Source organism: Vibrio halioticoli NBRC 102217, assembly GCF_000496695.1.
GTDB lineage: Bacteria > Pseudomonadota > Gammaproteobacteria > Enterobacterales > Vibrionaceae > Vibrio > Vibrio halioticoli.
Genome location: NZ_BAUJ01000043.1, coordinates 1 through 24,443, shown reverse-complemented (window position 1 = coordinate 24,443; position 24,443 = coordinate 1). Strand labels below are relative to the sequence as shown.

Here is a 24,443-nt window from a genome sequence, read left to right as displayed (position 1 = left end):
TATTAATGAAAGATCTTAAAGTGGTAAAGATCATTTGAGGATATTGGAATGCGCAATTATAAACCAAATAGGGGCTTATTTAAAGGTTATCCACAGGCTGTGAAATAATATCTGTAATAACTCATTGTCATGTATAAATAAACAGGCTTTTAGGTCACGTTTTTTGCTTGTTTTAGCCTGTCAATTATGCGTGAATGCGTTGGTTGTGTGGATAAATGCATTTGTGGTTAATATTCACTCGATCTTCAAGGATCAAATAATGAACAGTTTTTTTAAATGTATTTTGAGAACGTTTGTTGCTTTTACTTGTTGTTTTTAAAGGGAATAATAAAAGTGTGACCTGTGTTGTTATCTTATCTATAAGATCGAAAAATAATCCAAATAGCGATTGTTTCAGTTTTTCTCACAAAGTTACTCACAGATATAGTGAATAAACTCAGTCTATTTCAATTGGTCTGTTGATAAACTCTGTTTTGATTGTATTTTATCCAAAGTAACTCCTCTGGCTTCATAGTTTCGCAACTTTTACTCAGGTTGCATTTGCTCAACTGGGGGATCTGTGGAAAAATCGACTCATATAAAATTTATCAGTAGAGGTTAGCCAGTGATCGATGGCGATGGTTACCGCTTAAATGTGGGAATCGTAATATGTAACAACCACGGTCAAGTGCTCTGGGCTAAACGATACGGACAACATTCATGGCAATTTCCACAAGGTGGAATAGACGACGGTGAAACCCCTGAACAGGCGATGTACCGAGAATTGTATGAAGAGGTCGGGTTAACCAAAGAAGATGTAAAAATTGTCACTACGAGTCGTCACTGGTTGCGTTATCGCTTGCCAAAACGATTAGTGCGTTGGGATTCCAAACCTGTCTGTATCGGACAAAAACAAAAATGGTTTCTATTGCAATTAACCTGCGATGAGTCGCAGATTAATATGCAAAGAGGACCAACTCCAGAATTTGATGGATGGCGCTGGGTAAGCTTTTGGTATCCAGTGAGACAAGTAGTCTCCTTTAAAAGAGATGTCTACCGTAGAGCAATGAAGGAATTTGCTTCATTTGCTATGCCGTTCAAAGATCGAAAGCAGAACCGAAAACGCAAAAACCGAAAAGGGTAGTAGGGCACTATAATGCTGAATCAACTAAGGGATATAGTTGAGCACGTATCTCGGGTCGAAGACATACATCAAGCACTTGAGGTGTTTGTTGAACGCACCTGTGATGCGATAAATAGCGAATGTTGCACTATCTATCTTTCTAATCATCAAAAGCAGCGCCTTGAGTTAATGGCAACCAAGGGGCTGACTTTTTCTGGTGAGCGCTTACATATTGGCTTTCAAGAAGGCTTAGTGGGCTTAGTTCATAGAACCGCTGAACCTTTAAATATTGCCAAAGCCTCACTGCATCCCGATTTTAAATATTTCCCTCAACTTGGCGAAGAGCTTTATCAAGCCTTTCTCGCGACACCAATTGTTCATCGCAAACGCATTTTAGGTGTTGTGGTGATTCAACAGAAGAAACCTCGTTTATTTAGTGATATCGAAGAATCTTTTTTAGTGACTCTTGCAGCGCAATTAGCGGTGTTGATTGTCAGTGAACAGCAACAAGGGAATTGGCTACTGCAAGAGCGCAGAGGTGCCGACAATATTGTGACTGGTTTATCGGCGTGTAATGGCATTGCGATTGGCCCGATTTGGCGAGGCAATGATGAGCCTTTGCTGAGCGACGTGTCACCGGCCTCTGCGGTGGATGTTGAAAAAGACAAAGAATGGCTATTAGTTGCGGTTGAAAGTGCTTTAAAGGAATTTCGTCGCCTCAGAAAACAGCTTGATAGCGATCTCAATAAAGATGCGTTGGCTATTTTTGATCTCTTTACTCACCTGCTAAATGATCCCAAATTAAGAGGGGATTTACTCTCTCAAATAGATAAAGGGGATACCGCAGACTGGGCACTGCGACAAGTGATTGAACGCTATTCAAATCATTTTGCTCGCATGAGTGATATCTACCTGCAGCAACGTTCGCAAGATGTGCGTGAGCTAGGTCAGCGTCTGTTGTACTTCCTCAATCACTCTCAGGTTCAGGAAATAAAACTAGAGAAGCCGGTGATCTTTGTGGTGAATGAACTCACTACAACTTTGCTCGCTTCTGTGCCACGAGAAATGTTATTAGGTGTGGTGTCGGTACAAGGTGGCGTGAACTCACATGCGGCCATTTTATCACGCGCATTAGGCATTCCCTCAGTCATCGGTCCAAACCTGAAAGGGATCGATGATGGCAAAGTGATTATCTTAGACGGATATAACGGTGAGGTGCTGATTCATCCGACCTATCAGGAGATGTCTGAGTACCAACAATTATTGAGCGAAGAGCAAGAAGTTCGTTCTATGGTTGAATCTGAAGTCTGTTTGCCAGCGATTACTTTAGATAAAGCGCCGATTACCATCTTGCTCAATACAGGATTAGGCGTTGATGTCAGTTATTTCTTAAATGATGTCATTGATGGTATTGGATTATACCGCACCGAAATCTCCTTCATTGTGAAACAAGCTTTCCCTTCTGAGGATGAGCAAGTGGAAACCTACCGAAAGGTACTGGCTTACTCACAAGATAAACCTGTGGTCATGCGTACCTTAGATGTCGGTGGTGATAAATCATTACCGTATTTTCCGATGGAAGAAGAAAATCCATTTTTAGGTTGGCGGGGAATTCGCTTTACCTTAGATCATCCTGATATCTTTTTAATCCAAGTACGAGCGATGATGAGAGCCAGTATTGGGCAGAAAAATGAAATGAATATTTTATTGCCTATGGTTTCGGGTGCGCCAGAATTAGATTCTTCTCTCTCTTTAATCGCGCAAGCCTATCATGAAGTTGCTTTGACTTATCCGCAGGTGAAAAAGCCTAAAGTAGGAATAATGCTCGAAGTACCGTCTATGATTTACCTATTACCGGCGATCGCGAAGCGAATTGACTTTGTTTCTGTTGGTACCAATGATCTCACTCAATACTTACTTGCTGTTGATCGTAATAATAGTCAGGTATCGGAACTGTACGAAGTGGTCCACCCTGCGGTGTTGCTCGCATTGAAGCAAATTCAAGTCGCGTGTGAAGATGCCAATCTACCAGTTTCAGTTTGTGGCGAATTAGCGGGGGACCCGATTGGGGTGCTGATGCTATTGGGATTAGGGTTTACAAAATTGAGTATGAGCTCTGCAAATGTCGCCAATATTAAATATGTTATTCGACAATCTAATTTAGAGGATCTAAAGGCCTTGGCTAATGTCGCGACCAGTCAATCTTACGCGTCAGAGGTACACAAGCTGGCCTTTGAATATCTTGAACATCGAGGCTTGGCCGGTTTTGTGCGTCCTGGAAAACATTAATGATTACCATTGAATTAATTGCAGTATTGGTGGTTATTGGTGCATTTGTTGGAGTATTAGCGGGTTTACTTGGTATCGGTGGCGGTTTAATTATCGTGCCTGCTTTACTTTTTTTACTGCCGATGTTTGGCATTAAAGCAGCCATTGCAATGCAAATGGCGTTGGCGACTTCTTTAGCCTGTATCATCCTTACCTCGGGCTCATCCGCCCTCAATCATTATCGGGCTAACAATGTCGATATGTTTGTAGCCAAATTTTTGATTCCCGGAGTCATTGTCGGTGGTTTTGGCGGCAGTTTTATTGCTGAGCGAGTGCCAAGTGATTACTTGCCCCCAATATTTGGCTGTATAGTTTTGTGTTTGTCGATTCGTATGTTTACATCTATCAAAGCCACGGCAGCTAAAGGCCACATTGGGGTGACAAATACCTTTATCTCTGGAGCTACGATCGGTACTATCTCAAGCCTTGCTGGTATTGGTGGCGGCTCGTTGTTGGTGCCATTTCTTAATCGGCGTGGGATAGAAATGCGTAAGGCGGTAGGCACGTCATCGTTTTGCAGTATGATATTGGCCGCTTCTGGAATGCTAGGTTTTGTCTTGCATGGTTCAGGCTCTGATGTACTGCCTGCGCACAGTGTAGGTTATGTTTATTTACCTGCGTTACTTGCTATTGCCTCTAGCTCAGTGCTAACCAGTAGGATTGGTGTTAGGTTAACCAATGTATTGCCAACACCAACACTCAAAAAAATATTTTCCGTATTGCTATTAGTGATAGCGATACGAATGCTTTTCTTTTAATGATTAACGCTAAGAAGACTTTATGAATCAAGGATTTCTCACTTACCCTCATATAGATCCTGTGCTACTTGCAATTGGTCCAATTTCAATTCGCTGGTATGGGTTGATGTACTTGATTGGCTTTGCTTTTGCTATGTGGTTGGCCAATCGTCGCGCTGACAAACCCAACAGTGGCTGGAATCGAGAACAAGTATCTGATTTATTATTCCTAGGTTTTCTTGGGGTAGTGGTAGGTGGACGTATCGGTTACGTCTTGTTCTACAACTTTGGTTTGTTCCTTGATAACCCACTATATCTATTTGAAGTGTGGACCGGAGGCATGTCCTTCCACGGTGGTCTGCTAGGCGTTATTTCTGCGATGGCTTATTACGCCTATCGCAACAAACGCACCTTCTTTGGTGTGGCTGATTTCATTGCGCCGCTGATCCCATTTGGTCTTGGGGTAGGTCGCATTGGTAACTTCATGAATGATGAGCTCTGGGGACGAGTAACCGACGTGCCATGGGCGGTGATGTTCCCATCCGGTGGATACCTACCAAGACACCCTTCTCAGCTTTATGAAGCCTTCCTAGAAGGCTTTGTATTACTGCTTATTTTGAACTTCTTTATCCGTAAACCTAGACCTGCCGGCGCAGTGTCAGGCTTATTCTTGATGGGGTACGGCACGTTCCGTTTCATTGTTGAATATTTCCGAGAACCTGATGCTCAGCTTGGATTGTTCGGTAACTGGATTTCTATGGGGCAGATTTTGTCATCGCCAATGATTCTTATTGGTGCGGCTATGATCTTCTGGGCATACAAATACAACGCTAAATCTTTGGATAACACCTCTGCTAACGTAGGTAAGGACAGTAAGTAATGAAACAATATCTAAACCTATGTCGTCGCATTGTTGATGAAGGCCATTGGATTGAAAATGAGCGTACGGGTAAACGTTGCCTTACGGTTATCAATGCTGATTTAACTTATGATGTTGCTAACAATGCATTTCCTTTAGTGACCACTCGCAAGAGTTTTTGGAAGGCGGCTGTTGCTGAATTAATTGGTTATATTCGTGGCTACGATAACGCAGAGCAGTTCCGCGCTATTGGCACTAAAACATGGGATGCCAACGCCAACCTTAACCAAGCTTGGTTAGACAATAAATACCGTAAAGGTGAAGACGACATGGGGCGCGTGTATGGCGTGCAAGGTCGTCAGTGGGCTAAACCTGATGGTGGACACATTGACCAATTACGTAAAATTGTTGATGACTTAACGAAAGGCGTGGACGACCGAGGAGAGATCCTTAACTTTTACAACCCAGGTGAATTCCACATGGGCTGTTTGCGTCCGTGCATGTACAGCCATCACTTTTCATTACTTGGTGATACTCTGTATTTAAACAGCACTCAGCGCTCTTGTGATGTCCCTCTAGGGCTGAACTTTAATATGGTTCAGGTGTATGCGTTTTTGGCTATCATGGCGCAAATCACGGGCAAGAAAGCCGGTGTGGCGTACCACAAAATAGTGAATGCGCATATTTATGAGGATCAACTGGAGTTGATGCGTGATGTACAATTGCATCGCGAACCTCTTAATGCACCTAAGTTCATCATTAACCCAGAGATCAAAACGTTAGAAGATTTAGAAACTTGGGTGACAATGGATGACTTCTCTGTAGAAGGGTATGAATCACATCCTGCCATCAAGTATCCATTCTCGGTGTAAAAAGAGCATAGATTTGATTTTATCTCTCTGAATTTAAAAAATTATTTCATATAGGGCTAATATTTAGGTATTAGCCCTTTTTTACGTCAATCACTCAGTGGATAGAGTTATTTGAATATGAAATATGGACGTTACATTCCTCTTGCTGTTAGTGCATTAGCTTGTTCTGAAACGGCACTCGCTAGCCTCATTGATCCAGATAAATACTTATCTGATATTTACTCAACGACCTTAGTCCTTACCGACAGTGAATTAATTACCATAGGTTTTGGCAATTTCGATCCCAATAAGATATTTGGCACCGATAATCCCGACTTTGGTGGCCAAGAAGCGATAGATACTCGTCGTAGAATCGCCGCGACCTCTCTACCCATTTCATTTTTATTTAAGGATGACAATAGCCTTTGGTTACATCGTTTAAAGCTACGTGCGGCCTATTTGGAGCTAAGTCGAGATATCTCCTATGAGCGATTCAGCGGGCTGGAGGATTGGGAGACGGATAAAAACAAGGATAAGGTGCTAGCAGGTTATGCTGAGTATTCGCTAGGTTATCAACTGTCTGAACAATGGCAGCTCTTTATGGGTTCAGGCTTGCACTTAATGCATTACAACAATGAGTTTACTGCAAATAGCCCTGCCAGTGAGTTTATCAGGGAAGAAGGTATTGCCTCGGTGATTAATGGCTCTTCCAATGTGTGGGTCGTTGAGCCACAGCTTGATGTTATTTATACCAAACAGCTTGGAGGGGGTGAGCTTCGTTTTAATAGTGAATACCATTATTTTTGGGGACGCAGCTTTGGTGGAAGCATAGGCACAGCCAATGCAACGCCTGAAGGCTGGCGCATTATGAACGGTTTACAATATAAATATCACCTCAGCCCGTGGGGAAACCGAAAGCAAGATCTGCTCTTTCGAGCTCGACGCATCGATGTTGGCGGAGATTTAAGAGATCCTTTAGATACCACACATTATGGGGAATACAGCGTGGGGTGGGTGATTGATACCAGTGACTATTCTTCATTGGTTTATAACGTAGGAATAGGGCTTAGCCTTAATTATGGCAGTTCTTTAAAAGGTGGCGCTTTAGTGTTTTTCTACAACGAGTAGTGGCCGTTGATACAAGTATAACCAAACAAAAAAACGGCTTACTTCTACTTAATATTAAGAGGAAGTAAGCCGTTTTTACTAGCTGAGTAATCTGCTGTTATGAAGTTAGTGCAATCACTGTACCTGGCATAAGAACAAACACTGCAATTAAGTATCCAGCAACAACCGCTTTATTCTTAATCGCCATTGTCGAAATCCAATCGGCACCTTTCAACGGTAGCTCGCGTAAGAATGGAATTCCGAAAATAAATACGGTTGCCGCAATGTTGAATAGTAAGTGCACTAATGCAATTTGCAGAGCAAATACTGCAAACTCACCTGTAACAGCTGTAGCGGCCAGCAGTGCGGTAATACACGTACCTATGTTAGCCCCTAGAGTAAACGGATAAACATCACGTACCTTTAATACGCCAGAGCCCACTAGAGGAACCATCAAACTGGTTGTTGTTGAAGAAGACTGAACCAGAACCGTCACTACAGAGCCAGAGAAAATACCGTGCAGTGGACCACGTCCAATTGCATTTTTAAGGATTTCACGAGCACGACCTACCATAAGGCTCTTCATCAGTTTACCCATGATGGTGATGGAGATAATGATGGTTGCGATACCCAAGATAATCATGCTTACGCCAGCAACAATCGGCCCAAAGGCTGTCAGAGGCTCTTGAATCATGCCTGTAAGAGGTTTAGTCAACGGCTTGATGAAGTTGAATGCACCCATGTTTAGGTCGCCTGTGCCCATTAGAGGCGCAACTAGCCAAGCCGAAAGCTTGCCGAAGATACCAAACATCATTTCAAGTGGTAAGAAGATAAGAACCGCGAGTAAGTTGAAGAAATCATGAACCGTGGCACTGGCAAATGCACGTTTGAATTCTTCTTTACAGCGTAGATGGCCAAGACTGACTAGAGTGTTGGTGACTGTGGTGCCGATATTCGCACCCATAACCATAGGGATTGCAATCCCTACAGGCAGTCCGCCGGCAACTAGACCAACAATGATCGAAGTTACTGTACTCGAAGATTGAATAAGAGCGGTAGCGACAAGGCCAATCATTAAACCTGCAACAGGGTGCGAGGCAAAATCAAATAGTGTCTTAGCATGTTCGCCAGAAGCCATTTTAAAGCCACTGCCAACCATAGAAACAGATACAAGAAGTAGGTACAGCATGAAAGCCAAGTTAGCCCAACGTAACCAGCGGGTTTTACCTACTGCTGTTGTTGAGATTGAAGATGCTTGGTTGTTCATTTGTTTTCTCCGAGCCTTTATCTAGGCTTTTAATCAACTGTTGGCGAGTTTAGATAACTTATATTTCAGTTATATTACAGTTCAGTAAAAAAACACTTTTTTGTATTTGTGTTCACGCAAGCGTTTGCGTAAGTGCGTTTTGCTTTTAAGTTGTTGTTTTTAATGTATTTTATTTTATTTTTAAATGGTGTAATAACATGTCTTTCAACAACTTTAGTGCTAAATATTGATCTGACCCAAATATTAATGTGACAAGATTGTCATCTTGCTTTAATTTTACTTCGGTATTATCGAAATTTAATGCTCTTTACCCTTAATTATTTAATGTAGATAAAGGATCGAATATGTCGCATCTCAATTACAATCATCTTTATTATTTTTGGATGGTCTGCAAACAAGGCTCGCTGACTAAAGCCGCTGATGCGCTATTTTTGACTCCGCAAACTGTTACTGGGCAAATAAAAGCATTAGAGCAACGTCTTAATGGCAAGTTAACGAAACGTAATGGTAGGAGTATTGAGCCAACCGAGTTGGGCCAGTTAGTGTTTAAGTATGCAGATAGAATGTATGACTTGAGTTATGAAATGCTCGATATCGTTAATTATAGTCAAAGAGCGAACTTGTTGTTTGAAGTGGGGGTAGCTGACGCCCTGTCAAAAAGCCTAGTCAGTCAAATTCTTTCCACAACGGTGCCTGAGGATGGCAACATCCACCTTAGATGTTACGAATCAACTCACGAAATGCTGTTAGAGCAGTTATCACAACACAAGCTGGATATGATTCTCTCTGATTGTCCAATCGATTCCTCACAAAACGCAGGCTTATACAGTAAAAAATTGGGTGAGTGTGGCATGAGCTTTTGTTCAGCAACTCCGCTAGATGAAGCCGAATTTTGGCCAAATTTGGAAAAATATCGCTTACTTATCCCCGGTTCAAGAACTTCTATGGGCCGAAAAGTGACCGAATGGTGTGATAGACAAGGCTTTCAACCGAGCATATTGGGCGAATTTGATGACTTTGCTTTAATGAAAGCGTTTGCTGAAACGCATCCAGAAACGGTATTCATTGCTCCAACTCGTTATCCATATAAAGGTAATCCGTCCGGAGTGCCTTTATTTCATCGCATCGCCGAAATTGAAGCATTAAAAGAAGAGTACTACGTCATATTTGCAGAGAGAATGATTCAGCATCCTGCAGTAAAAAGTGTCTGTGATGCTGATTTTTCTAAAATTTTTCATTAATTTCAAGAGTAGAGGTTTAACTTTGCTTTTGTCAGGCGTAGGCTTTATCTATTCGCTAAAATGTATGACTACAAATATCTTATGAATTTGAAAGCAATGGAAAAAAATTCTCCCAAAGCTGTGTTGCTGTTAAAAGCGATGGCGAATGAGAGACGTCTTTTTATTTTGTGTATGCTGCACGATAGAGAGTTGTCTGTAGGGGAGTTGTGCCAACAATTAGATCTTAGCCAGTCTGCATTATCTCAACATTTAGCGTGGCTAAGACGCGATGGCTTGGTGGCAACACGTAAAGAAGCACAAACAGTGTATTACTCGTTAAGCAGTACTGAAGTAAAACGTATGATTCATCTACTGCATGAGATGTATTGTTCTGAATAACCAGAGTCACTAGAGATAGTGAGGAGGGGTGTTTTTGACAAGCTCAAAAAAAAGAGACAAAAAAACCGGCAGAAGCCGGTTTTTTATTTCTGAATCGAAGTTCTAATTAAAGAGCTTTGATTGCAGCAGAGAAGCGTGCTTTATGACGTGCAGCTTTATTCTTATGAATAAGGCCTTTAGTCGCTGCGCGATCTAGGATCGGTGCAACAGCTGCTAGTTCAGCAGTTGCAGCTTCTTTATCACCAGCTTCGATAGCTGCGATAGTTTTTTTCATGTAAGTGCGCATCATAGAACGACGGCTAGCATTGTGCTGACGACGTTTCTCAGCCTGGATAGCGCGCTTCTTAGCAGATTTACTGTTTGCCAAGGGTCTAACTCCCAAAACTTGTTCGGTAACAATATAAGGTCGTGGAGAATGCCTTTTTGATAACCGAAAGTCAATTGATTTGTGCGAAAACTCATCTAAAACAATGTAATTTTGTTTAGATAGGTTAACACGGTTAAGATGGCGGGGATTCTAACAGCATTTTGATAGTAGATCTACACTCAACCTAAGTTACTTCAAGTAAACTGCTTTTATCAATGTGTTAGAGTCGATGTGTTAGAGTCTGATTCTGATAGGCTGTGCCTTTGCTAAGCGCACGCTAAAGACATAGTTTTATATAATTAAGGAATAAAAGTGAGTAAAGGCCTTCTCAAGTCAGGTGCTATTGTAAGCGCCATGACATTAGTTTCTCGTGTGTTGGGGTTGGTTCGGGACGTTGTTGTTGCCAACCTTATGGGGGCGGGAGCAAGTGCTGATGTGTTTTTCTTTGCCAACAAGATCCCTAATTTTTTAAGACGTTTATTTGCCGAAGGGGCATTTTCACAAGCCTTCGTTCCTGTACTTACCGAATATCACTCCAAAGGTGATATGGATGAAACTCGACAACTCATCGCCAAAGTATCCGGTACTTTAGGGGTTATCGTCAGCATAGTGACTGTGTGCGGTATCTTGGGCTCTGGTGTAGTGACGGCCATTTTTGGTACAGGTTGGTTTTTAGATTGGTTAAGGGGTGGTCCGTCGGCTGAAAAGTTTGAAATGGCCAGCCTGATGCTAAAAATCACTTTTCCTTATCTTTGGTTCATTACCTTTGTGGCACTGTCAGGTTCCATATTAAATACTTTAGGCAAGTTTGCGGTTTCGTCTTTTACGCCTGTATTTTTGAATGTGATGATCATTTTTGCCGCTACTATGATCGCGCCACGTTTAGCCAATCCAGAAATTGGTTTAGCCATCGGTGTTTTTCTGGGTGGTTTAGTGCAGTTCTTCTTCCAGTTACCTTTCTTAATTAAAGAAGGAGTATTGGTTAAGCCTAAATGGGGATGGCGAGATCCTGGTGTAGTCAGAATCCGCACTTTAATGATCCCTGCATTATTTGGGGTATCGGTCAGTCAAATAAACCTGTTATTAGATACCTTTATTGCCAGTTTCTTGCAAACCGGTTCTATCAGTTGGCTTTATTATTCGGATAGATTACTGGAATTCCCTCTAGGCTTGTTTGGCATTGCTATTGCTACAGTTATCTTGCCGGCTCTGTCACGCAAGCACGTTGATGCTCACAGCCAAGGTTTTGCCGCCACTATGGATTGGGGCATTCGTATGGTGTTATTGCTTGGGCTACCGGCCATGCTTGGCTTAATCGTGCTGGCAAAACCTATGTTGATGGTGCTCTTTATGCGCGGTGAGTTTGGCATTCATGAAGTATTGCAATCGTCATACTCTTTGATTGCTTACGCTTCTGGCTTATTGAACTTCATGTTGATTAAGGTACTGGCTCCGGGTTATTACTCTCGTCAAGATACCAAAACTCCTGTGCGCTACGGCATTATCGCAATGACCACCAATATGGTGTTTAACGTTATTTTTGCATGGCATTACGGTTATGTCGGTTTAGCAATGGCGACGGCGCTGTCTGCTCTTATTAATATGGGGCTGTTATATCGCGGTCTGCATAAAGCACAAGTGTATCGACTCACTCGTCAAACTGTGGTCTATATAGTGAAAGTGGCCTTGGCGGGTATCGCTATGGTGTTGGCGATCAGCTATCTACTCAAACCGATAGATGCTTGGCTGGCAATGTCTTTAACGCAAAGAGTGATTGAGTTGGTTAGTATGATTGGTGTCGGTGCATTAGCGTATTTAATCACCGCATTGGTGCTTGGAATACGTCTTAAACACTTGAAAGCCAACATGTAAAAGAATGCAAAATAAATCTACTCTTCGCGTTGCTAGCATATGTAAGAGTTTTCGGTATATAATTTGCCAGTTTAGGGATTTTAGACCCTGTAGACTAAGAAGGTTAGGTTTTAACGCGTTACATGCATCTTATCCGAGGTAGCCATAACATACGTCCCGAACATCAGGGATGTGTCTTGACCATAGGTAACTTTGATGGTGTCCATCTAGGGCATCAGACGGTCTTGAAGCAAGTACAACAAAAAGCTGAAGCGCTTGGTCTTCCGGCTGTGGTGATGACTTTTGAACCACAGCCTTTAGAGCTATTCTTGCAAAGCAAGGCGCCGGCTAGGCTGACTCGTTTGCGCGATAAATATGTGCAGTTGAGTAAGCTCAATCTTGAACGTCTTCTTTGTGTGAATTTTAGTCAACGCTTTGCGGGGCTTCCACCGGAGCAGTTTATTAAAGATCTGCTGGTGGATAAGCTTGGTGTTAAGTTTCTCGTGGTCGGTGATGACTTTCGCTTTGGACGTAAGCGACAAGGTGACTTTTCTATGCTGCAACAAGCAGGAAAAGAGTATGGATTTGAGGTTGTGAGTACTGAAAGTTTCTGTTTGAACACTGAAAGGGTCAGTAGCACAGCAATTCGTGAGGCTTTAGGGCAAGACGAACTAACACAAGCCAAATCCATGCTAGGGCGACATTACAGTATTAGTGGACGTGTTTCACACGGTCGTAAGCTAGGAAGAACCATAGGTTTTCCTACCGCTAACATCCCATTAAAACGAGCTGTGTCACCAGTCTCTGGCGTTTATGTCGTTGAAGCTAACATTGATGGAAAAATGGTTGGTGGCGTCGCCAATGTCGGTCAAAGACCTACGGTAAACGGCGTACGACAACAACTTGAAGTTCATTTTTTTGAACTAGCAAAAGATTTATACGGCAAACAATTAGAAGTTTGCTTATTACACAAGTTGCGAGAAGAAGTGAAGTTTCCTTCCTTCGAAGCACTTAAAACTCAAATAGAATTAGATGCTGAGGCAGCTCGGGTGTGGTTGCAGCAGCACAGGGAATCATTGACTTAACTACGGATGTTGCGTTTAACCGCGTAATAGAAAGTACGACAAGTGTATGTTTACCAAAATATCTAACTTCGCCCAATATTACGGAAATAAGAATCGATGACTGACTATAAAGATACCCTGAACCTCCCAGAAACAGGGTTTCCAATGCGCGGTAATCTGGCGAACCGTGAACCAGAAATGCTTAAGCGTTGGTATAAAGAAGATCTTTACGGTGCTATCCGTGAAGCTAAAAAAGGCAACAAGCCTTTTGTTTTGCACGATGGCCCTCCATACGCAAATGGTGACATCCACATTGGTCACGCGCTAAATAAGATTCTTAAAGACATTATTATTAAATCTAAGACCCTTTCTGGCTATGACGCGCCGTATATCCCTGGTTGGGATTGTCACGGTCTTCCAATCGAATTGATGGTTGAGAAGAAAAAAGGCAAGCCGGGTCATAAGATCTCTGCGGCTGAATTCCGTGAAGAGTGTCGTAAATACGCTGCCGGTCAAGTTGAAGGTCAAAAAGAGAGCTTCAAGCGTCTTGGTATTATGGGCGAGTGGGACAAACCTTATCGCACAATGGATTTTGGTACAGAAGCCAACATCATTCGTGCACTAGGCAAAATTGCTGATAAAGGCCACCTACTAAAAGGCTTTAAACCTGTTCACTGGTGTACTGACTGTGGAAGTGCATTGGCGGAAGCAGAAGTTGAATACAAAAACAAAGTTTCACCATCAATTGATGTGAAATTTAAAGCGGCTGACGAAGCTGCGGTATTGAGCAAATTCTCACTGACTGGCGACAACGCTGGTGAAGGTGATATCTCAGTAGTTATCTGGACAACAACTCCTTGGACACTGCCAGCAAACCGCGCGGTTTGTTTACGTGATGATCTAGAGTATGTTCTTGTTCAAATTGAAGGTGAGCAACCACAACGTTTGATCCTTGCCTCTGATCTTGCAAAAGAAGTGATGGATCGTGTTGGCGTTGAAAACTACCACAACCTTGGCTTCGCGACAGGTGCCGATTTAGAACTGCTTAACTTCCAACATCCGTTCTATGACTTTACTGTACCGGCTGTATTGGGCGACCACGTAACCACTGAGTCTGGTACTGGTATCGTTCACACCGCACCTGGTCACGGTCAAGAAGATTTCGTGGTAGGCCAAAAATACGACTTAGAAATTGCTAACCCAGTAGGTTCTAATGGTGTGTATCTACCTGATACTGAACTGTTTGCAGGTCAACATGTATTTAAAGCTAATGATGTAGTGGTAGAAACGCTAAAAGAAAAAGGCGCTCTATTACACCATCACGCTTATGAGCACAGCTACCCACATTGCTGGCGTCACAAAACACCGATTATTTTCCGCGCGACTCCACAGTGGTTTATCTCTATGGATCAAGCAGGTCTGCGTGCTAATGCATTGCAAGCAATTAAAGGTGTTGAGTGGATGCCTGAGTGGGGTCAAAGCCGCATTGAAGGTATGGTTGAAGGTCGCCCTGAGTGGTGTATCTCTCGTCAACGTACTTGGGGCGTGCCAATCACTTTGTTTGTACACAAAGAGACAGCTGAGCTGCACCCTAATACTCAAGAGATCATTGAAAAAGTTGCTAAGCTAGTTGAAGAAAAAGGCATTCAAGCATGGTGGGATGTTGATGCAGCTGAGCTACTAGGCGAAGAAGACGCGGCTAACTACGAGAAAACACTCGATACACTTGATGTATGGTTTGATTCTGGTGTAACGCACTACTCGGTTGTTGATGCTCGTGAAGAGTTCCACGGCGCAAGTGCTGATCTGTACCTAGAAGGTTCTGACCAACACCGTGGCTGGTTCCAATCATCGCTTATCTCATCCATTGCAATGAAAGATAAAGCACCGTACAAGCAAGTACTTACACACGGCTTCGTAGTCGATGGACAAGGCCGTAAAATGTCCAAGTCTATCGGTAACGTAGTGGCGCCTAAAGACGTGACTAATAAGCTGGGTGCTGACATCTTGCGTCTATGGGTATCTTCTACCGATTACACTGGCGAAGTTGCCGTATCGGATGAAATCCTAAAACGCAGTGCTGACGCATACCGTCGTATTCGTAACACCGCTCGTTTCTTCCTAGCAAACCTAAACGGCTTCAACCCAGAAACTGATTTAGTGCCTGCTGACGAAATGGTGGCATTGGATCGCTGGGCTGTAGGTCGTGCACAAGAAGCGCAACAAGAAATTGTGAAAGCATACGAAGAGTACAACACGCATGCGGTTACTCAGCGCTTAATGCAATTCTGTTCAATCGAAATGGGTTCTTTCTACTTAGACGTGATTAAAGATCGTCAGTACACAGCGAAGCAGGGCAGCCATGCTCAACGCAGCTGTCAAACTGCGCTTTACTACATCGTAGAAGGTCTGGTTCGTTGGATGGCACCTATCATGTCTTTCACCGCTGATGAAATCTGGAACCAAATGCCGGGTAAACGCGATACTTTCGTCTTTACTGGTGAATGGTTCGATGGTCTGTTTGGCCTAGCTGAAGGCGAAGAACTGAATAACGAATTCTGGAGTGAAATTCAGCATGTTCGTGCTTCAGTGAACAAACTGCTTGAAGAAGCTCGTAAAGAGAAGTTAATCGGTGGTGCACTACAAGCTGAAGTGACGCTTTATGCTGATGATGCTCTAGCAGCTAAGCTAAATAAACTGGGTGATGAGCTGCGTTTCATTATGCTGACTTCTCGCGCGGACGTGGTGGCTCTATCAGAGAAACCAGCCACAGCTCACGAGACTGAAATTGACGGTTTGTATGTTCAAGTTAACGCAACTGAGCTAGAAAAATGTGACCGTTGTTGGCACCACACTGCAGATGTAGGCACTATTGAAGGCCATGAAACTATCTGCGGTCGTTGTGTGTCTAACGTAGAAGGCGAAGGCGAGGTTCGTAAGTTTGCCTAATATGAATCTGTTCAAGCAGACTGGGTTACGCTGGCTATGGCTAGCGGCCCTAATTTTTATTGTTGATATAGCAATAAAATTAGTGGTCATGAACAGCATGGGGTATGGCTGGGCAAACCGTATTGAGGTTTTGCCTTTCTTTAACTTGCTCTATGTACATAACTACGGTGCAGCGTTTAGCTTCCTTGGTGATCAAAGCGGTTGGCAACGATGGCTCTTTACTGGTATTGCAATTGCAGTATGCGGTATGTTGACTTTTTGGATGCGCAAACTGCCGAAAACTGAAAAGTGGAACAACATTGCTTATGCCCTCATTATTGGTGGTGCACTAGGTAATGTGTTCGACCGTGTTATTCATGGCTTTGTCGTGGACTATCTTGATTTCTTTGTTGGTAATTACCATTGGCCAGCATTTAACCTAGCAGACAGTGCAATTTGTATTGGCGCCGCAATGGTTATTTTAGATAGCTTTATTAATAATAAATCCAATTCTGTTGAATCTGCACAGAAGTAATTGTGGTAAAACCAGTGTTCGATAAGTGAACACTTAGCGGTGGTTGGTGTAATTTTTGCTTGTCACCGCTACAAGGTTTCGCTACTATTGCGTCCGCCCTATAAAGGGCGCGCTAGCTTTGTTGTAATCTAATGAAAATCACGATTATGACGCGCTGGCTCAACAATTTGGAACATAGGTGGAAAGATGTTTGAAACAACTCTACTTGTGATTTACCTGTTGGCTGCGCTTGGTGTGATTGGCCTAGTTCTGATTCAACAAGGTAAAGGCGCAGATATGGGAGCCTCATTCGGTGCAGGTGCATCAAATACAGTATTTGGTGCTGGCGGCTCTGGTAACTTTTTAACCCGAATGACTGCATTTTTTGCATTTATTTTTATCGTTGTTTGTCTGATTCTTGGTCGTATGTCTACACATAAAGCCGATTCACAATGGGTTGCACCTGCAGAAGGTCAAACCATTCAGAAAACTGACGACGTAGTGAAGGAAGTTCCAACCCAAAAGGGTGAAGAAATTCCTGAATAAGTTGTAATGCTTATTTGCCGAGATGGTGAAATTGGTAGACACGCCAGCATGAGGTGCTGGTGCCTTTGGTGTGAGGGTTCGAGTCCCTCTCTCGGCACCATATATTGTTTGAAAATCAATCTATTGAACGTATAATGTTCGATAGTCGGACGCGGGGTGGAGCAGCTTGGTAGCTCGTCGGGCTCATAACCCGAAGGTCGTTGGTTCAAATCCAGCCCCCGCAACCAATTTGCCACTGGTATTCTTATCGATTTAATTCGATGTTAAACGCCAGTGAGTGAGTCTGAATTTCAAACATCATAACTGAATTTTTTCGGTTATGAGCTAAGCTTTCCTTAGCTTAGTGATATCAGGGTCCAGCAGCATAAAACCCCGACACTATCGGGGTTTTTTGTTATCTGCGGTTTATCACTGCGGATGTGTGCTTGGTAAATGAAATGGGCTTTATGCCCTTTTTTTGTTTCTGGAGTGGTTGAATAATGACTGGTTTAGAAAGACAACTAACTGAGATGCTTGAAGCGCCAGTAGAGGCTTTAGGTTATGAGTTAGTTGGACTTGAGTTTATTCGCGCGGGCGAATATTCGACATTACGCATTTTTATCGACAGTGAGAACGGTATTAATGTTGACGATTGTGCTGAAGTAAGCCACCAAGTGAGTGCAGTAATGGATGTAGAAGATCCAATTTCTGTTGCTTATAACCTTGAAGTGTCTTCACCAGGACTTGAGCGACCGCTTTTCAAAGCCGCACACTATGAGCAGTTTGTGGGCCAAGAGGTCAGTATTGTATTGAAGATGGGTATTGAGAATCGCCGCAAATGGAAAGGCGTTATCAAAGGTGTTGATGGTGAGTTAGTCACTGTTGAGACTGACAACCAAGACAACGAGTTTGCTATTAGCAACATCTCAAAAGCCAATCTGATCCCTAAGTTTTAAGTCTATTTAAAGAGGCTATAAGAATGAATAAAGAAATTTTAGCTGTAGTTGAAGCGGTTTCAAACGAAAAAGCTGTTCCTCGTGAGCGTATTTTTGAAGCGCTAGAAATTGCCCTTGCAACTGCAACAAAGAAAAAGTACGAGATGGAAATCGAAGTACGTGTTGAAATCGATCGCAAGAGCGGTGACTTCGAAACTTTCCGTCGTTGGGAAGTGGTTGCTGAAGTTGAAAATCCAACATTGGAAATGTCAATTGAAGCGGCACAGTTTGACGATGAAACTCTAGATATAGGCGGTTTCGTTGAAGACGAAATCGATTCGGTTAAATTTGACCGTATTACTGTACAAACTGCCAAACAAGTTATCGTACAGAAAGTTCGCGAAGCAGAGCGTGAGCAAATCGTTGAGCAGTTTATTGACAACGAAGGTGAGCTAATCACTGGTGTTGTTAAGAAAGTAAATCGTGAAACAGTGGTTTTAGATCTGGGTAATAACGCTGAAGGTGTTATTCTTCGTGATGACCAGCTTCCTCGTGAGAACTTCCGTCCGGGTGACCGTGTACGTGGCCTTCTTTATTCTGTTCGCCCTGAAGCGCGTGGTTTCCAGCTATTCATTACTCGCTCTAAGCCTGAAATGCTAACTGAGCTATTCCGCATCGAAGTGCCAGAAATCGCTGAAGATATCATTGAGCTTAAAGCAGCAGCTCGCGATCCTGGTTCTCGTGCGAAAATCGCAGTGAAAACAAACGATCGCCGCATCGACCCTGTAGGTGCATGTGTAGGTATGCGTGGCGCACGTGTACAAGCTGTCTCTGGCGAGTTAGGTAACGAGCGTATTGATATCATCCTGTACGATGATAACCCTGCACAATTTGTTATCAACGCAATGGCTCCTGCTGATGTAGCATCTATCATCGTTGATGAAGATACGCACTCTATGGATATCGCTGTTGAAGCTGATAACCTAGCGCAAGCTATTGGCCGTAGTGGTCAAAACGTACGTTTAGCATCACAACTGACAGGTTGGGAGCTGAACGTAATGACTGTAGAAGATCTACAGAAAAAGCACGAAGCAGAATCAACTGAAGCAATTGAAAGCTTCAAAAAGCATCTAGATCTAGAGCAAGATTTTGCAGAAATGCTAGTAGAAGAAGGCTTCTCTACTCTTGAAGAAGTGGCATACGTGCCAATGAACGAGTTGTTAGAAATTGATGGCCTTGATGAAGACCTAGTTGAAGAATTACGTAGTCGAGCTAAAAATGCACTTACTACTCTTGCCCTAGCGCAAGAAGAGACATTTGAAGGCTTACAGCCAGCTGATGATTTATTAGCATTAGAAGGCTTAGAGCGCGAAATGGCGTTCAAACTAGCGGCTAAAGGTGTTGTGACGCTAGAAGATCTTGCTGACCAAGGCACAGATGATATTGAAGGAATCGACGATTTAACAGAAGAACGTGCTGGTGAACTTATCATGGCTGCACGTAACATTTGTTGGTTCGGTGACGAAGAATAATCCGGCACGGAGGTAGCGGCATGACAAAACTTACAGTTAAAGCCCTGAGTGAAGAAATTGGTACGCCGGTTGAGCGCTTAATTGAACAATTAACAGATGCGGGTTTTAAAAAGAACCCTAACGACAATGTATCTGACGAAGAAAAGCAGACATTGTTGTCACACCTGAAAAAAGAACATGGTGATACGTCTGGCGAGTCTGAACCAACCCGCCTAACTTTACAACGTAAGAAACGTAGCACACTAAGTGTTGCAGCAGGCGGCGGTAAGAGCAAGGATGTAACCGTAGAAGTACGTAAAAAGCGTACCTACGTGAAACGTAGCTCTGTTGAAGAGCAAGCTCGTCTTGAAGCTGAGGAAAAGGCACGCCTAGAAGCAGAAGCTGCAGCGAAACAGGAAGCGGAAGAAAAAGCGAAACGTGATGCTGAAGAAAAAGCACAACGTGAAGCGGAAGCAAAAGCAAAACGCGAAGCTGAAGAAGCTGCCAAGCGTGAAGCTGCTGCTAAAGCAAAAGCTGAATCAAAAGAAGCTCCACAACCAGACTCTGAAGAGCGTAAAGTGAAAGATCAAGCAGCGAAAGATGCGGCTGACTTAAAACGTCGCCAAGAAGAAGAAGCCAAACGTAAAGCAGAACAAGAAGCGGAAAAACTTCTTGAAGAAGCTCGTAAGCTTGCAGAAGAAAATGCAGAACGTTGGGCAAAAGAAGAACAAAGCAAGAAAACTGAAACCACAGATTATCACGTAACAACTTCAACTTACGCTCGTGAAGCTGAAGATGCTGCTGACCGTCGTGCAGATGGTGGTGCTCGCAAGAAGAAGAAGAAAAAACCAGCTGATGCTAACGCTAATGCAAACGCTCGCGGTGGTCGTAACCAACGCGGTCGTGGTCGTAAAGGCAAGCTAGCTAAACCTACTTCTATGCAGCAAGGCTTTGATAAAACAGCCACTGTTGCTAAAGCAGACGTTGTTATCGGCGAAACGGTTGTTGTTTCTGAACTGGCAAGCAAAATGTCAGTGAAAGCAACTGAAGTTATCAAAGTAATGATGAAGATGGGTGCAATGGCAACCATCAACCAAGTTATCGACCAAGAAACTGCAGCTCTAGTTGCAGAAGAAATGGGCCACAAAGTGGTTCTTCGTAAAGAGAACGAACTTGAAGAAGCGGTACTGTCTGATCGTGATAGCTCACATGAAGCTGTGCCTCGTGCTCCTGTTGTGACTATCATGGGTCACGTTGACCACGGTAAAACATCAACACTGGATTACATTCGTAAAGCGCACGTTGCTGACGCTGAAGCGGGTGGTATTACTCAGCATATCGGTGCTTACCACGTTGAAACTGACAACGGTATGATCACTTTCCTTGATACTCCTGGACACGCCGCGTTTACCGCAATGCGTGCTCGTGGTGCTCAAGCGACAGATATCGTAGTACTAGTCGTAGCGGCAGACGATGGCGTAATGCCACAAACAATCGAAGCTATCCAGCACGCGAAAGCCGCTGGCGTACCATTGATTGTTGCTGTGAACAAGATCGATAAAGAGGGTGCAAACCCAGACAACGTTAAGAATGAGCTAGCTCAATACGATGTTATCCCTGAAGAGTGGGGCGGTGAGAACATGTTTGTTCACATCTCTGCGAAACAAGGTACTAACATTGACGGTCTACTAGAAACTATCCTCCTACAATCTGAAGTTCTTGAACTTACAGCGGTAGCAGAAGGTATGGCATCTGGTGTCGTTGTTGAATCTCGCCTTGATAAAGGTCGTGGTCCTGTTGCAACTGTTCTGGTTCGTTCTGGTACTCTTCACAAAGGTGATATCCTTCTTTGTGGTCAAGAATACGGCCGTGTTCGTGCAATGCGCGATGAAAACGGTAAAGAAATCACAGAAGCGGGTCCTTCTATCCCTGTAGAAATCATCGGTCTATCTGGTGTTCCAGCGTCAGGTGATGAAGCAACAGTAGTACGTGATGAGCGTAAAGCGCGTGAAGTTGCGAACTACCGTCAAGGTAAATTCCGTGAAGTTAAACTGGCTCGTCAGCAGAAATCTAAACTAGAGAACATGTTCTCTAACATGACAGCTGGTGAAGTTGCTGAGCTTAACGTTGTGCTTAAAGCTGGCGTACAGGGTTCTGTTGAAGCTATCGCTGATTCACTACGTAAACTGTCTACTGACGAAGTTAAAGTTAACATCGTAGGTTCAGGCGTAGGTGGTATCACTGAAACTGACGCAGTACTTGCAGCAGCATCTAACGCTATCATTCTTGGCTTTAACGTTCGTGCTGATGCCTCTGCACGTCGCGCTATCGAGAATGAAAACCTAGACCTTCGTTACTACTCAATCATTTACCAATTGATTGACGAAGTGAAACAAGCGATGGGCGGTATGCTTGCTCCTGAATTCAAGCAAGAGATCATTGGTCTTGCTGAAGTTCGTGACGTATTTAAGTCTCCTAAACTTGGCGCTATCGCAGGTTGTATGGTTACTGAAGGCGTGATTAAGCGTAGCAACCCAATCCGCGTACTTCGTGAAAACGTTGTAATCTACGAAGGCGAGCTAGAATCTCTACGCCGCTTCAAAGATGACGTACAAGAAGTTAAGAATGGCTACGAATGTGGTATCGGCGTTAAGAACTACAATGATGTTCGCGTTGGTGACCAAATCGAAGTATTCGAAATTGTTGAAATCCAGCGTACGCTAGACTAATCAACATGTTGACTAAAATCACCTTCGAATCTAGCTTTGAAGGTGATGGTTGTTGAATACACCATGAGGGGCTTATGCCCCTCATTATTTTTTCTAAAGTGAGAAAAGAAATGTCAAAAGAATTTAGCCGCACACAACGTGTGTCGCAACAACTGCAAAAAGAACTGGCTGTTCTACTACAGCGTGAAGTTCGTGATTCTCGTATCGGAATGGTGACCATTTCTGATGTGGAAGTGTCTCGTGATTTAGCCGTTGCAAAAGTATTTGTAACCTTCTTCTGTGTGGGCGATCAAACTCCTGAATCTAGCCTAGAAGCGCTTAAAGAGCACGAAGTTGAAATCCGCATGATGCTAGGTAAGCGCATTCGCCTTCGCCTAACTCCAGAAGTTCGCTTTGTGTATGACAACACGCTTGTTGAAGGTATGCGCATGTCTAACCTTGTCAGTGAAGTTGTGTCTAAAGATGAGCAGAAAAAAGCACAGTCAGGTCGCGAGGACGAAGAGTAATGGCAAGACGTCGTAAAGGTCGTCCAGTCAACGGCGTCGTTCTGCTGGATAAGCCTACGGGCATCTCTTCTAATAGCGCATTGCAACGAGTAAAGCGTATCTTTTTTGCTGAAAAAGCAGGTCATACTGGTGCGCTTGATCCTCTAGCAACCGGTATGCTGCCTATTTGTTTAGGTGAAGCGACCAAGTTTTCGCAGTTTTTATTAGATTCTGATAAACGCTATCGCACCATCGCAAAACTGGGTCTGCGTACCAACACCTCTGATTCAGACGGTGAAGTGGTTGAGACTCGCCCTGTTGCGGTGACCAAAGAGCAAATCCTTGACGCTATCGCCTCTTTCCGTGGCACAACCGATCAAGTGCCATCCATGTTCTCTGCCTTAAAATATCAAGGCAAACCTTTATACGAATACGCTCGCGCAGGTGTGGAAGTACCGCGTGAATCTCGTCGCATTACTGTGTTTGAGATTGAGCTTATCCGTTTTGAGGGTGACGAAGTAGAATTAGAAGTACACTGTTCTAAAGGTACTTATATTCGTACAATCGTTGATGATCTTGGCGAAATGCTCGGTTGTGGAGCGCATGTGAGCTATCTTCGTCGTACTGGCGTCGCAAAATACCCGTACGAAAAAATGGTGACATTAGAACAACTGCAAGAGTTGCTCGATAAAGCCAATGCCGAAGAGATCGCACCTAAAGAATTGCTCGATGAGTTGTTACTCCCAATGGATACCGCGGTAGAAGACTTACCGGAAGTGAACTTGCTTCCTGAGTTGACCGATATGGTTCAGCATGGTCAGCCTGTGCAGGTGTTTGGCGCGCCAACCGAAGGTATTGTACGCATGACTTCGGGTGAAGAAAGAACCTTTATCGGCATTGCCGACATCGATGATGATGGCCGCATTGCTCCTAAGCGTTTAGTGGTCTTTAGAGACGAAGAGCTGAATTGATACCAAGGATAAAGTAGACGTTGAGCTTTCATTAACTTGGCTCTTGCTTTACGGATATCTTATCCGTATAATTCGCGCTTCGCGTAGCGGCTGAATCAGAGATTGGCGCTACAACTTTTAAACTTACTCTTATCAGGAGAGAATTATGTCTCTGAATGCAGAAACTAAAGCAGCAATCGTTGCAGAATACGCACAAGCTGAAGGCGATACAGGTTCACCAGAAGTTCAAGTAGCTCTACTTACAGCTTCTATCAACCACCTTCAAGGTCACTTTGCTAACCACAAACACGATCACCACAGCCGTCGTGGTCTTCTACGTATGGTTTCTCGTCGTCGTAAGCTTCTAGATTACCTTAAAGGTAAAAACCTAGCTCGCTACCAAGACCTAATCAAACGTCTAGGCCTACGTCGCTAATTAAGCGACTGCGCTAAGCAGTTTGAATGAAAAGGAGCCTATGGCTCCTTTTTTTGTATTTAAAATGGCTGAAAAAAGCCAAAAACCTATCCCAATCTATGGGATTACATAGCTTTTTCTTCTCTAGATTACAAAATCTAACCCAAGTAGTTTATACTACGCCTCGTTATTTGTTTTTTCACAAATAATACCAATCACACTAAGTAAGTGATCAGATCTAGCGCAGGAAAAGTGCTCGAGAACAAGGCAGAATTTTTTGATAAGTCGTTATTCTACAA

Annotated in this window: 21 protein-coding genes and 2 tRNA genes; 21 read left to right on the top strand and 2 right to left on the bottom strand. The window is 43.4% G+C overall.

Annotation, left to right across the window (positions count from 1 at the left end; genetic code table 11):
• The first annotated feature begins 604 nt into the window (after window positions 1–604).
• The 6 genes from rppH (at window position 605) to VHA01S_RS12635 (ending at window position 7,005) form a co-directional block, all read left to right on the top strand.
• A complete protein-coding gene (rppH, locus tag VHA01S_RS12660; protein ID WP_023404758.1) occupies window positions 605–1,123 on the top strand; it encodes an RNA pyrophosphohydrolase in 519 nt (172 codons plus the stop codon).
• 12 nt (window positions 1,124–1,135) lie between these two features.
• Window positions 1,136–3,391, top strand: coding sequence for a phosphoenolpyruvate--protein phosphotransferase (gene ptsP / locus VHA01S_RS12655; protein WP_023404757.1), 2,256 nt, complete (start codon window positions 1,136–1,138; stop codon window positions 3,389–3,391).
• 2 nt (window positions 3,392–3,393) lie between these two features.
• Window positions 3,394–4,188, top strand: a complete 795-nt coding sequence (locus VHA01S_RS12650; RefSeq protein ID WP_039970877.1) for a sulfite exporter TauE/SafE family protein — start codon at window positions 3,394–3,396, stop codon at window positions 4,186–4,188.
• 22 nt (window positions 4,189–4,210) lie between these two features.
• Window positions 4,211–5,047, top strand: coding sequence for a prolipoprotein diacylglyceryl transferase (lgt, locus tag VHA01S_RS12645; RefSeq protein WP_023404755.1), 837 nt, complete (start codon window positions 4,211–4,213; stop codon window positions 5,045–5,047).
• Window positions 5,047–5,898 carry a thymidylate synthase gene (locus VHA01S_RS12640; protein WP_021714867.1) on the top strand — a complete coding sequence of 284 codons (852 nt, stop codon included), beginning with the start codon at window positions 5,047–5,049 and terminating at the stop codon, window positions 5,896–5,898. The genes lgt and VHA01S_RS12640 overlap by 1 nt, the downstream gene beginning before the upstream one ends.
• A gap of 117 nt (window positions 5,899–6,015) precedes the next feature.
• Window positions 6,016–7,005, top strand: coding sequence for a Solitary outer membrane autotransporter beta-barrel domain (locus VHA01S_RS12635; RefSeq protein ID WP_023404754.1), 990 nt, complete (start codon window positions 6,016–6,018; stop codon window positions 7,003–7,005).
• Between the two features lie 97 nt (window positions 7,006–7,102).
• On the opposite strand, the gene VHA01S_RS12630 is transcribed toward VHA01S_RS12635, so the two are convergent.
• A complete protein-coding gene (locus tag VHA01S_RS12630) occupies window positions 7,103–8,251 on the bottom strand; it encodes a Na/Pi symporter (protein WP_023404753.1) in 1,149 nt (382 codons plus the stop codon).
• A gap of 344 nt (window positions 8,252–8,595) precedes the next feature.
• Between VHA01S_RS12630 and nhaR the strand changes: the two genes are divergently transcribed.
• Both nhaR and VHA01S_RS12620 read left to right on the top strand, forming a co-directional pair.
• Window positions 8,596–9,492: a transcriptional activator NhaR gene (gene nhaR / locus VHA01S_RS12625; RefSeq protein ID WP_023404752.1), complete on the top strand. Its 897-nt coding sequence runs from the start codon at window positions 8,596–8,598 to the stop codon at window positions 9,490–9,492.
• A gap of 81 nt (window positions 9,493–9,573) precedes the next feature.
• Window positions 9,574–9,870 (top strand): ArsR/SmtB family transcription factor, encoded by a 297-nt coding sequence (locus tag VHA01S_RS12620; protein WP_023404751.1) that lies wholly within the window; start codon window positions 9,574–9,576, stop codon window positions 9,868–9,870.
• 106 nt (window positions 9,871–9,976) lie between these two features.
• Here VHA01S_RS12620 and rpsT read toward each other — a convergent pair whose 3' ends face one another.
• Window positions 9,977–10,237: a 30S ribosomal protein S20 gene (gene rpsT / locus VHA01S_RS12615; RefSeq protein WP_021714872.1), complete on the bottom strand. Its 261-nt coding sequence runs from the start codon at window positions 10,235–10,237 to the stop codon at window positions 9,977–9,979.
• A gap of 312 nt (window positions 10,238–10,549) precedes the next feature.
• On the opposite strand from rpsT, the gene murJ reads away from it, so the two are divergent.
• The 13 genes from murJ (at window position 10,550) to rpsO (ending at window position 24,165) form a co-directional block, all read left to right on the top strand.
• Window positions 10,550–12,109 carry a murein biosynthesis integral membrane protein MurJ gene (gene murJ, locus VHA01S_RS12610; protein ID WP_023404750.1) on the top strand — a complete coding sequence of 520 codons (1,560 nt, stop codon included), beginning with the start codon at window positions 10,550–10,552 and terminating at the stop codon, window positions 12,107–12,109.
• A 122-nt stretch (window positions 12,110–12,231) separates the two neighbouring features.
• Complete coding sequence (gene ribF, locus VHA01S_RS12605) at window positions 12,232–13,173, top strand: bifunctional riboflavin kinase/FAD synthetase (RefSeq protein WP_023404749.1); 942 nt, start codon at window positions 12,232–12,234, stop codon at window positions 13,171–13,173.
• A 96-nt stretch (window positions 13,174–13,269) separates the two neighbouring features.
• Window positions 13,270–16,101: an isoleucine--tRNA ligase gene (ileS, locus tag VHA01S_RS12600; protein ID WP_023404748.1), complete on the top strand. Its 2,832-nt coding sequence runs from the start codon at window positions 13,270–13,272 to the stop codon at window positions 16,099–16,101.
• A gap of 1 nt (window position 16,102) precedes the next feature.
• Window positions 16,103–16,615, top strand: a complete 513-nt coding sequence (lspA, locus tag VHA01S_RS12595; RefSeq protein ID WP_039970865.1) for a signal peptidase II — start codon at window positions 16,103–16,105, stop codon at window positions 16,613–16,615.
• 186 nt (window positions 16,616–16,801) lie between these two features.
• On the top strand, window positions 16,802–17,140 hold the full coding sequence (secG, locus tag VHA01S_RS12590) for a preprotein translocase subunit SecG (protein ID WP_023404746.1): 339 nt from the start codon (window positions 16,802–16,804) through the stop codon (window positions 17,138–17,140).
• Between the two features lie 16 nt (window positions 17,141–17,156).
• Window positions 17,157–17,240: transfer RNA gene (locus VHA01S_RS12585), tRNA-Leu, on the top strand.
• Window positions 17,241–17,290: 50 nt separating this feature from the next.
• Window positions 17,291–17,367 (top strand) — tRNA-Met (locus VHA01S_RS12580).
• A 252-nt stretch (window positions 17,368–17,619) separates the two neighbouring features.
• Window positions 17,620–18,075, top strand: coding sequence for a ribosome maturation factor RimP (rimP, locus tag VHA01S_RS12575; RefSeq protein WP_021714878.1), 456 nt, complete (start codon window positions 17,620–17,622; stop codon window positions 18,073–18,075).
• A gap of 23 nt (window positions 18,076–18,098) precedes the next feature.
• Window positions 18,099–19,586 carry a transcription termination factor NusA gene (nusA, locus tag VHA01S_RS12570; RefSeq protein WP_023404745.1) on the top strand — a complete coding sequence of 496 codons (1,488 nt, stop codon included), beginning with the start codon at window positions 18,099–18,101 and terminating at the stop codon, window positions 19,584–19,586.
• A 20-nt stretch (window positions 19,587–19,606) separates the two neighbouring features.
• Window positions 19,607–22,294 carry a translation initiation factor IF-2 gene (gene infB / locus VHA01S_RS12565; RefSeq protein ID WP_023404744.1) on the top strand — a complete coding sequence of 896 codons (2,688 nt, stop codon included), beginning with the start codon at window positions 19,607–19,609 and terminating at the stop codon, window positions 22,292–22,294.
• Between the two features lie 110 nt (window positions 22,295–22,404).
• Complete coding sequence (gene rbfA / locus VHA01S_RS12560) at window positions 22,405–22,800, top strand: 30S ribosome-binding factor RbfA (RefSeq protein ID WP_039970871.1); 396 nt, start codon at window positions 22,405–22,407, stop codon at window positions 22,798–22,800.
• Window positions 22,800–23,750: a tRNA pseudouridine(55) synthase TruB gene (gene truB / locus VHA01S_RS12555; RefSeq protein WP_023404743.1), complete on the top strand. Its 951-nt coding sequence runs from the start codon at window positions 22,800–22,802 to the stop codon at window positions 23,748–23,750. The genes rbfA and truB overlap by 1 nt, the downstream gene beginning before the upstream one ends.
• A 145-nt stretch (window positions 23,751–23,895) precedes the next feature.
• Window positions 23,896–24,165 (top strand): 30S ribosomal protein S15, encoded by a 270-nt coding sequence (rpsO, locus tag VHA01S_RS12550; RefSeq protein ID WP_021714883.1) that lies wholly within the window; start codon window positions 23,896–23,898, stop codon window positions 24,163–24,165.
• Window positions 24,166–24,443 lie beyond the last annotated feature (278 nt).